The sequence below is a fragment of the Aurantimonas manganoxydans SI85-9A1 genome (genome assembly GCF_000153465.1).
GTDB lineage: Bacteria > Pseudomonadota > Alphaproteobacteria > Rhizobiales > Rhizobiaceae > Aurantimonas > Aurantimonas manganoxydans.
Genome location: NZ_CH672387.1, coordinates 576,364 through 585,159 on the forward strand (window position 1 = coordinate 576,364; position 8,796 = coordinate 585,159).

Annotated in this window: 6 protein-coding genes; 2 read left to right on the top strand and 4 right to left on the bottom strand. The window is 61.0% G+C overall.

Annotated features, from left to right (window positions below):
• Positions 1 to 50 precede the first annotated feature (50 nt).
• Together SI859A1_RS02850 and SI859A1_RS02855 are read right to left on the bottom strand one after the other, a co-directional pair.
• Positions 51 to 1,718, bottom strand: coding sequence for an ATP-binding protein (locus SI859A1_RS02850; RefSeq protein ID WP_009208362.1), 1,668 nt, complete (start codon positions 1,716 to 1,718; stop codon positions 51 to 53).
• Positions 1,719 to 1,720: 2 nt separating this feature from the next.
• Positions 1,721 to 3,220 (bottom strand): ATPase domain-containing protein, encoded by a 1,500-nt coding sequence (locus SI859A1_RS02855; protein WP_040326207.1) that lies wholly within the window; start codon positions 3,218 to 3,220, stop codon positions 1,721 to 1,723.
• 614 nt (positions 3,221 to 3,834) lie between these two features.
• Here SI859A1_RS02855 and SI859A1_RS02860 point away from each other — a divergent pair.
• Positions 3,835 to 4,815, top strand: coding sequence for a toll/interleukin-1 receptor domain-containing protein (locus SI859A1_RS02860; protein ID WP_009208364.1), 981 nt, complete (start codon positions 3,835 to 3,837; stop codon positions 4,813 to 4,815).
• Between the two features lie 5 nt (positions 4,816 to 4,820).
• On the top strand, positions 4,821 to 7,619 hold the full coding sequence (locus SI859A1_RS02865) for a TrlF family AAA-like ATPase (protein WP_009208365.1): 2,799 nt from the start codon (positions 4,821 to 4,823) through the stop codon (positions 7,617 to 7,619).
• Positions 7,620 to 7,937: 318 nt separating this feature from the next.
• On the opposite strand, the gene SI859A1_RS20685 is transcribed toward SI859A1_RS02865, so the two are convergent.
• Together SI859A1_RS20685 and SI859A1_RS21265 are read right to left on the bottom strand one after the other, a co-directional pair.
• Positions 7,938 to 8,327: a four-helix bundle copper-binding protein gene (locus SI859A1_RS20685; protein WP_009208366.1), complete on the bottom strand. Its 390-nt coding sequence runs from the start codon at positions 8,325 to 8,327 to the stop codon at positions 7,938 to 7,940.
• Between the two features lie 134 nt (positions 8,328 to 8,461).
• On the bottom strand, positions 8,462 to 8,796 hold a 335-nt coding region (locus tag SI859A1_RS21265), incomplete at its 5' end, for an integrase core domain-containing protein (RefSeq protein WP_148233928.1).

Sequence of the window (8,796 nt, forward strand, 5' to 3'; positions counted from 1 at the left end):
ATAACAGACCTCTTATTTCAGCCCGCGCCAGTCACAAGTACGATCTGATATTACCGCACTAGCTTCCCGATCTCAGCCGCTAGCTGCGCTTGGGTATACGGCTTCCCGAGCCTCGGCAGCTCGATTTCAGAACCGGACGGCATCTCTGCGTATCCTGTGGCCAGAAGAATCGGCAGGCTTGGACGAAGCTCATGAACCGCACGGGCAAGCAGACCGCCGTTCATCTTCGGCATAGAAAAGTCCGTGATCATCAGGTCAAACTGCTCACCGGCATTCAGAATCTCAAGCGCTTTCGCTCCCGAGCTCGCCTCGACGACTTCGTGACCAAGGTCTTCGAGCATGTCGACAGTGCTCATCGAAATCAGCGGATCGTCGTCTACCATCAGGATCCGGCAACTGCCGGTCACTGCCGAAATTTCGAGATCTGGCCTAGCAGCCGGTACTTCGCTTGCGCTGGCGGCGACCGGAAGCCATAGCTCCGCACGCGTCCCTATGCCAACCGTGCTTGTCAGCCGCAACGATCCACCCAGTTGTTCGGCAAGGCCCTGAATCATCGACAGCCCGAGACCGGTTCCCTTGCCGACGCCCTTTGTCGAGTAGAAAGGCTCGGTCGCCCGCTTCAGCGTCTCCTCGCCCATGCCGGAGCCAGTGTCGGAGACCGAAAGTCGGACGTAGGTGCCCGATCGCAGTACCATCCCTTCGAACGTCTTCGGCATGTCCACCTCGATCGTTAGGCTGCCGCCGTCCGGCATTGCATCACGTGCGTTCACTGCGAGATTGAGCAGAGCCAGCTCGAGCTGGTTTCCGTCGACGAGAGCCAGCGGCATGCCTTCCGGAAGTACGACATGCTGCTCAATCGTCGAGCCGAGGGATCGGTCCAATAGGTCCGCCATTCCCCTCACGAGCTCGATGAGGTTCGTCGGAGCGAGGGTGAGCTCCTGCCTTCTAGCGAATGCCAAAAGTCTCTGGGTGAGTGCGGCGCCACGCTGCGCACCCTTCACAGCTCCTTCGACTAAGCGTTCAGCCTTCGCATCGAGCGTCATATGACGCTTCAGAAGTTCTAGGTTTCCCAGAACTGCCATGAGCAAATTGTTGAAGTCGTGCGCGATGCCGCCCGTAAGCTGACCGATCATCTCCATCTTCTGCGCCTGCCTCAGAAGAATTTCCGTTCGCTCGCGCTGTTCAACCTCCATCACCAGTTTTTCGTGAGCTGCCTGCATTTCCCCCGTCCGCTCGGCGACACGCGTCTCCAAAGTCTCGTTCGCCTGCCTGAGCCGCTCGTCGCGCTCGTGCAACTCGACGATACGGGCACGAGCCTCGAACTGCCTTTCACGACTTCTGGAAGCGGTCTTCGCTAGACTGATGAACGTCGCGGGATGGAACGGACGCTCGAGGAACGTCACGTTCAGCAGAAGTTCGGCAAGCTGCGTCGTCGCAGGATTTCGCTGCGAACTCTCCGAGCGCCGCGTCAGCACGATGAAGGGGTAGTCCGACCACGGATCCTGTGCGGTGAGGCGATCGTGCAATGGCTTGAGATCTGCGCCTCGAAAGGATTCCTCGGTCACGATCGCGAAACCACTGCCGTTGCCGATCCGGCAGATCAGCTCCTGGTAGCTCTCACATATGACCGGCTGCATGCCGGCATCCTCTAGGATTCGCGCGGCGATGGCAGCGTCCCGGCCGCCGGGCGACAGGATGAGGGCGGTCAGTGCCGGCATCCCTACAGCATGCCTTCTGGAACGGACCTCGGTCCGCCTTCCGAGCTGCCGATGAAAGTAGGAACGCCGCGAAGCACGCCTTGGAACTCCTTTAGCGGTGGTCCGAGGATCAGGCCAGTCACTCCGATCTTGTACTCGCGGATGGTATCCTCATGTCGACCCGTTCTCTTCTTGATAACGGAGACCGCCCGACGGACTTTGCCGAGAGCTTCAAAATATCGGAGCAGGATGACTGTGTCCGCGATGTACGTCAGATCTACAGGGGACTTCATGTCGCCGACGAGACCATGCTGCGCGACCGTCAGGAAGGTAGTTGTCCCACGCCGGTTCAGGTATTGGATCAGCTCGTGAATGTGTAGCGTCAGGGCACCTTCAGCCGGCATCGCTGCCTGATATCCGTTGAGGCTGTCAATGACGACGGTTTTTGCATCTGAACTGTCGACGCGATCCCGGACACGGTGAGCAAATTCGCCAGGGGAAAGCTCTGCCGCATCGACTTGCTCGATAAGCAGCAGCCCTGCATCCCTCATCGCCTCGAGATCCATTCCCAAAGCCTTCGTCCGGTCGAAAAGCAGGCCGAGCTCTTCATCGAAGATGAACATCGCCACCTTCTCGCCCCTCGCGACGGCCGCGACGGCGAACTGGAAGCAGAAGGTGCTCTTTCCGGTGCCGGCCGGGCCCAGGACCAATGTGCTGGAACCCTGTTCAAGCCCCCCCCCGACCAGCGCGTCGAGTTCGCCGATGCCGCTGGTCATCTGCATGCGAGCGAAGGGAATGCGGTGCTCTGACGCGACTAGCCGTGGAAATACCTGCACGCCGCCATTCTTGATGACCATGTCGTGGTAGCCGCCTCTAAAAGACTGACCGCGATACTTCATGATGCGAAGTCGTCGGCGTTCCGAGCCGTATTCTGGAGCCAGTTCCTCCAGCTTGATCACGCCATGCGCGATCGAATGGACAGTTTTGTCCATCGTGTCCGTCGTGAGGTCGTCAAGGAGGAGGACGGTGACGTTCTTCGTGGCGAAGAAATGCTTCAGCGCCAAGATCTGCCGACGGTAGCGAAGTGAACTCTGTGCGAGAAGGCGTATCTCGGAAAGGCTGTCGAGGACAACACGGGAAGGCTGGATGCGTTCGAAGGCGTCGAAGATTGCCTTCGTCGTCTCGCCCAGCTCAAGGTCCGAAGAATACAAAAGGCTCTGCTGGGAATCTGGATCTAACAGGCTTTCGGGAGGGACGAGCTCGCTTACTTCGATCGCATCGCCGAGGTCCCAGCCATGCGATCTCGCGCCAGTCCGCAGTTCCTTCTCTGTCTCCGACAGGGTTATGTAGAGGCCTCTCTCGCCGATCTCGGCACCGCTCATGAGAAAGCTAAGAGCAATAGTGGTCTTGCCGGTGCCAGGACTGCCTTCCATCAGAAAGACATGACCAGGAGCCAGACCACCGACGAGGATGTCGTCAAGACCCGCTACACCAGTCTTCGCTTTGATAAGTGCAGTTTCCATAATCGGCTCCATGCAGGATATGGGCGATGCAGTTTCCAGCCCGCATAGTTGATCGGTAGCCGCAGCAACGGATGCTGGCAATCGCTAAACCTGCGATGAAGCGAACTTGAAAGCAAACCAACCGGAGGCTTCATATCTCGCATGGAAGGCGTTCATTCGTATCCGGAAGACGATGTTCGCTACATGCTCAACGGCACAATCTGCTCACGATCCGGCTCTCCGACAAAACCAATTGTGGCAGAAGGGCCACTTGGCAAAATGCTGCCTCGTCAGAACAACTTGAACGTGCGACTGGCAGGTTAACACTATACCGACCGCATAGCGGACGGTCGGCTTTGCGCCCATTCCGGCTGTTGGATTCGCTCGAGGGCGATCCCGTAAGCGGTCGTTCGATACATACCCGATTTGCTTGCGACCGCGGCCGTGGTTAGTTACCCAAGACACGTCGGCAATTAGCTCCGGGGCACAAGGGGCGCCCGTTCGGAGTTCGCCGACTCTATTTGCACAGGGCGAGGCTCAAACATCTATTCGTCTGACCGCATTCTCGATAGAGCGAAAAAAGAACTGCGGAGACTACTGTCGTCGATTGCATCACGGCGCCGCAGGGAGAGCTTATGGTGGCGAGTGTGTTTTTTTCGTACTCTCATGTGGATGAGGCGCTGCGGGACCTTGTGGAGACCCAGCTCGCTCTACTGAAGCGTCAGGGAATCATCGAGACTTGGCATGACAGGCGGATCGGTGCGGGCGAGGAGTTTGCCGGCGCTATCGAGCAGCATGTAGAAACTGACGACGTCATCCTGCTACTCGTCAGCGCGGACTTTATCGCCTCCGACTATTGCTACGATATCGAGATGAAGCGCGCGATGGAGCGGCATGAAGCCGGAGAGGCAATTGTTATCCCCGTGATCTTACGTGCTTGCGACTGGCATGGGGCTCCGTTCGGCAAGCTCAACGCCACCCCGCTCAACGGCACGCCGATCACGCAATATCCGGATCGCGATCAGGCGTTGCTCGAAGTCACAAAGGCGGTTCGGGGAGCAGTGGCTCGCTTGGCGCCCAAGGTTTCGCCATCCATCGCGACCCGACACGTCATTGCCGAAGCTGAGGCGGCGCGTTCCTCCCTTCCGGCCGGTCCTCGGTCCAGCAATCTCGCCCTCGTAAAGGTATTTACTGAGCGGGATAAGGACCGCTTCCAGCGGGACAGCTTCGAATATTTGGCGCGGTTCTTCGAAAACTCGCTCGGCGAGTTCGCAGCTAGGAACGACGGGATTGAGGGCGATTTTCGTCGTATTGACGCGGATCGCTTCGCGGCGGTCGTCTACAAGCAGGGGCAGGCTGTGTCCCGCTGCACGGTGTTCCTAGGAGACCGCACCTTCGCCGGCGGCATTGCGTACTCGGCGTCGGAGACGTCCGCCAGCAATGGCTACAATGAGCTTCTATCAGTCGAGGCAGACGACCAATCCATGTTTCTGCGTAGCATGGGCATGGCGGCGATGAGTGGGAATCGAGACGCAGCAAAGCTAACGCAGGAAGGCGCGGCCGAACTTTATTGGGGGATGCTTATCGAGCGCCTTCAGCCGAGCCGATGGGGGTAGGTATCTTGGACAGGGGAGCGCATTTCTACCGTTGCGATTTCCAGGTGCATACGCCGCGCGATTTGCGCTGGGCGGGGCCGGAGGCTGTTACCGACGACGAGCGCCTAGCCTACGGCCGGCGCTTCGTCGAGGCCTGCCGGGACAAGGGGCTGCAGGCTATCGCCGTCACCGATCATCATTGCATGACCTTCCTGCCCTTCATCCGTCGCGCGGCGGAGGAAGAGCTGGCGGCGGACGGCTCCGAGCTGGCGCCGGAGGATCGGCTGGTAGTGTTCCCGGGCATGGAGCTGACGCTCGGCGTGCCCTGCCAAGCGATCGTCATCTTCGATGCCGACTTTCCCAACGATATGTTTTCGCTGGCAATGACGGCCTTGGCGATCACTCAGAATGACGCCGCGCAATCCAAGGTGCGCGATGTCGTGCGACTCGGCGCGATCACGACGTTTTCCGAGCTGAAGGCCAAGCTCGACGCGCATGGATATCTCCGCGGCCGTTACATCGTCCTGCCGAACGTCACGGACGAGGGGCAGCATTCGCTCCTGCGCGCGGGGCAGACCGACAAATACATCGGAATGCCTTGCGTCGGCGGCTACAGCGATGGCCGCTACGACGCGCTGCGCGAGGGCACTAAGAACAAGTTGTCCGGCAAGGATCGGTCGTGGGGCCACAAGCGGATCGCCTGCATTCAGACCTCCGACAGCCGCCGAGACGATCACACGACGCTCGGCGTGCCCTCGACCTGGATCAAGTGGGCGATGCCGACTGCGGAAGCGCTGCGGCAGGCCTGCCTCGCGCAAGAATCACGCGTCGCCCATGACGCGCCGCATGTGCCCGAGACCTTCATTGCCGGCCTCAGCGTCAGTAATTCCAGCTTTCTCGGGCCGCTCGATCTCGACCTCAACCCGCAATACAGCGCGCTGATCGGCGGCCGCGGCACGGGCAAGTCGACCGTGCTTGAGTACCTCCGCTGGGCGCTCTGCGATCAGCCGCCAAGCGGCGACGAGGACGAGGCGCCGAACTATCAGGCCAGGCGCCGGCGCTTGATCGAGGGCACGCTGAAGTCGCACCTCGCCACCGTGGACGTGACCTACGTGCTGAACGGCGTGCAGCATCTGGTGCGGCGCGCCAGCGTCGACGGTAGCGTGCAAATGAAAATCGGCGCGGGCGCCCTGCAGCCCTGCACTGAGGAAGAGGTTAGGGCGCTTCTCCCGATCCAGGCCTACAGCCAGAAGCAGCTCAGCGACGTGAGCGTGCGGATTGAAGAGCTGACGCGCTTCATCACGGCGCCGATCCGGGGCGACCTCGACCGGCTGCAGCGGCACACCCTCGACCGGGCGAACCGCATCCGGGAGGCCTATACCACCCGCCAGCGCTTCCGCGATCTGACGCGGACCTTGCACAACCGCCAGCTCGAAGAGCGTTCGATCAGCCAGCAGGCGAACACGATACGCGCCTCGCTGACAGGACTTTCCGACGCCGATCGCGCGCTCCTCGATCAAGGGCAGCACTACACGGCGGCAGGTTCCCTCGTCGCCTCGTGGAAGGTCGGCGCCGGCACGATCAGCCAGAAGGCGCGCGAGCTCCGCCAGCTTGTCCATGCGCAGCGAGCGTCGTTGCCGCCGGTGCCGGCCGAGCCCGCTGCCATGAAGGAAACGCTCGAGGCCGCCCGCGCCCAATACGACGGGTTGCTGGAATCAGCCCTCGCGTCGCTCTCCGAAATCGCGGACGCCGCGCGGGTGATCGAAGGTGGGGATGGGGCTGCAGGCCCTTGGGAAGCTTGGAAGACTGGGCATGCCGCCTTCCAGACGGAATATGCCGCGGCCATGGAACGCTCGTCGTCTCATACCGAAAAGCTGCAGCAGCTCCGCAGCATGGAAGCCCGCGTGGCCGAGCTGGCGGCAGAGACGACGCGGACCCGCGAGACGCTGGCGACCCTGGCGACGGCGGACGAGAACTATGCGACGGCACGCGGACAATGGCTCGACGCGCAAGCCGAGCATGACGACCTAGTCGACCGCGAATGTGCGGCGCTGACCGCCCGTTCCGGCGGCCTGATCCGCGTCGGCGTCAAGCGCTATGCCGATCCTTCGGCTTTCATCGCTAACCTGCGCTCCGCGCTGCAGGGCTCGCGGGTGCAATCGGCGCGGCTTGAAGCGCTCGGCGAGGCGATCACCACTGCAGCCGATCCCAAGTCCGCATGGTTGGCGGCCCTGGCCGAGCTGGAAAGCCTCGCGGAATATGATGCCGAGCGCGGCCCGCCTGGCACGCGGCCGGGCGCCGTCGCGCTTCTCGACATGGGGCTGAACGCAGGCGACATTGACCGGATCGCACAGCACTTCACCGCGGAAAACTGGCTCGTGCTTTCCCTGACGCCGATCGAATCCATGCCGAACTATGAATTCAGGGCACGCGAAGGGGAGTATATCCCCTTCAAGAATGCCTCGGCAGGGCAACAGGCGACGGCCCTGCTGAAGACTCTGCTGAACCAGCCCGGGCCGCCGCTGTTGATCGACCAGCCGGAAGAGGACTTGGACAACCCGGTTATGCTTGAAATCGTCGAGCAGCTTTGGGCTGCGAAGAAGCTGCGCCAGATCGTGTTCGCCAGCCACAACGCCAACCTCGTGGTCAACGGCGACGCCGAACTTGTGGCTTGGTTTGGCTACCGCACGACTGGCGATCAATCGCGGGGAACGATCAAGGGCGTGGGGGCGATCGACGTTGAGGATGCGCGCGATGCCATCAAACAAATCATGGAGGGCGGTGAGGCCGCCTTCCACCTACGCCGCGAGAAATACGGCTTCTAATTTTACGCGTGCTACGCGCCGGGGCGCGGCTTGGTGCTCATTGGCGGAAGTCGGCTGGGTGCCACGTTCCTACGGAGACTACCCGCGTCGCCGTAGGCTGAAGGCTCTATGCTTCGACAGTCGGCAAAGGATGCGAAAGACCGAAATTGGGTTGTGAGAAAACAGAGCAAGCATTTTCGATGCTGTAGATCGGAACGGCAGCTTACCACCCGGTGCATCTTGAAACCGGACAGTCCCCTTCCGGCCCTAAACTGCCGCTCGACAGCGGCACCATCGACCTCGTCCCGATTGCAAACACATCGAGACGAGGTCACCGACTTACTGAACGGTCGCAAGTGCCTTGCGGCAATCATCAGCGCATTCGCGGCACATGGTGGCGCATAGCTTGCAATGTTCGTGATCATGCTTCTCGCATTCGGCCGCGCAGGTTTCACAAGCTTTGATGCAAATCTCAAGCTGCGCCCGAAGCAGTTCGACATTCTGCCCTGTCCGGCGCACGGCAAGATGGGCCGTGGCATTGCAGACATCCGCGCAATCCATACAGGTGCGAACGCACTGGCGCATGTCCATTTCTTCGGCCATGCAGGCGTCTGCACACGACGTGCAGAACAGCGAACACAGCATGGAATGGCGGGCCGCCGTCGCTAGAGCCTCGTTCGCATCCTGGCCTACGTCAGGGTGGAGGCGGATCATTTTCTCGATAGACACGTGGAAACTCCGTTGCTTCGGACGCCCACTCGCAGTGGGGATACACTGGGCAACGGGCAGTGGCCGATTATGATCCTTATAGCTGCCGTCGAGTGAACCGCGCCGGGTTTTCCGGAGACCGTTTGGTTTGAGTCCTACGCGGCGATCGGCATGGCCTCAAGCTCAGCATAGTATGCGGCTTCTGCTTCAGCGGGTGGAATGTTGCCGATCGGCTCGAGCAGCCGGCGATGATTGAACCAATCGACCCATTCGAGGGTGGCAAACTCGACGGCTTCGAGACTGCGCCACGGCCCGCGCCGATGGATCACCTCGGCCTTGAACAGCCCGTTGATCGTCTCGGCCAGGGCATTGTCGTAGCTGTCGCCGACACTGCCGACGGAGGGCTCGATGCCGGCCTCGGCTAGGCGCTCGGTGTAGCGGATGCTGACGTATTGCGATCCACGGTCGGAATGACAAACAAGGCCATCGC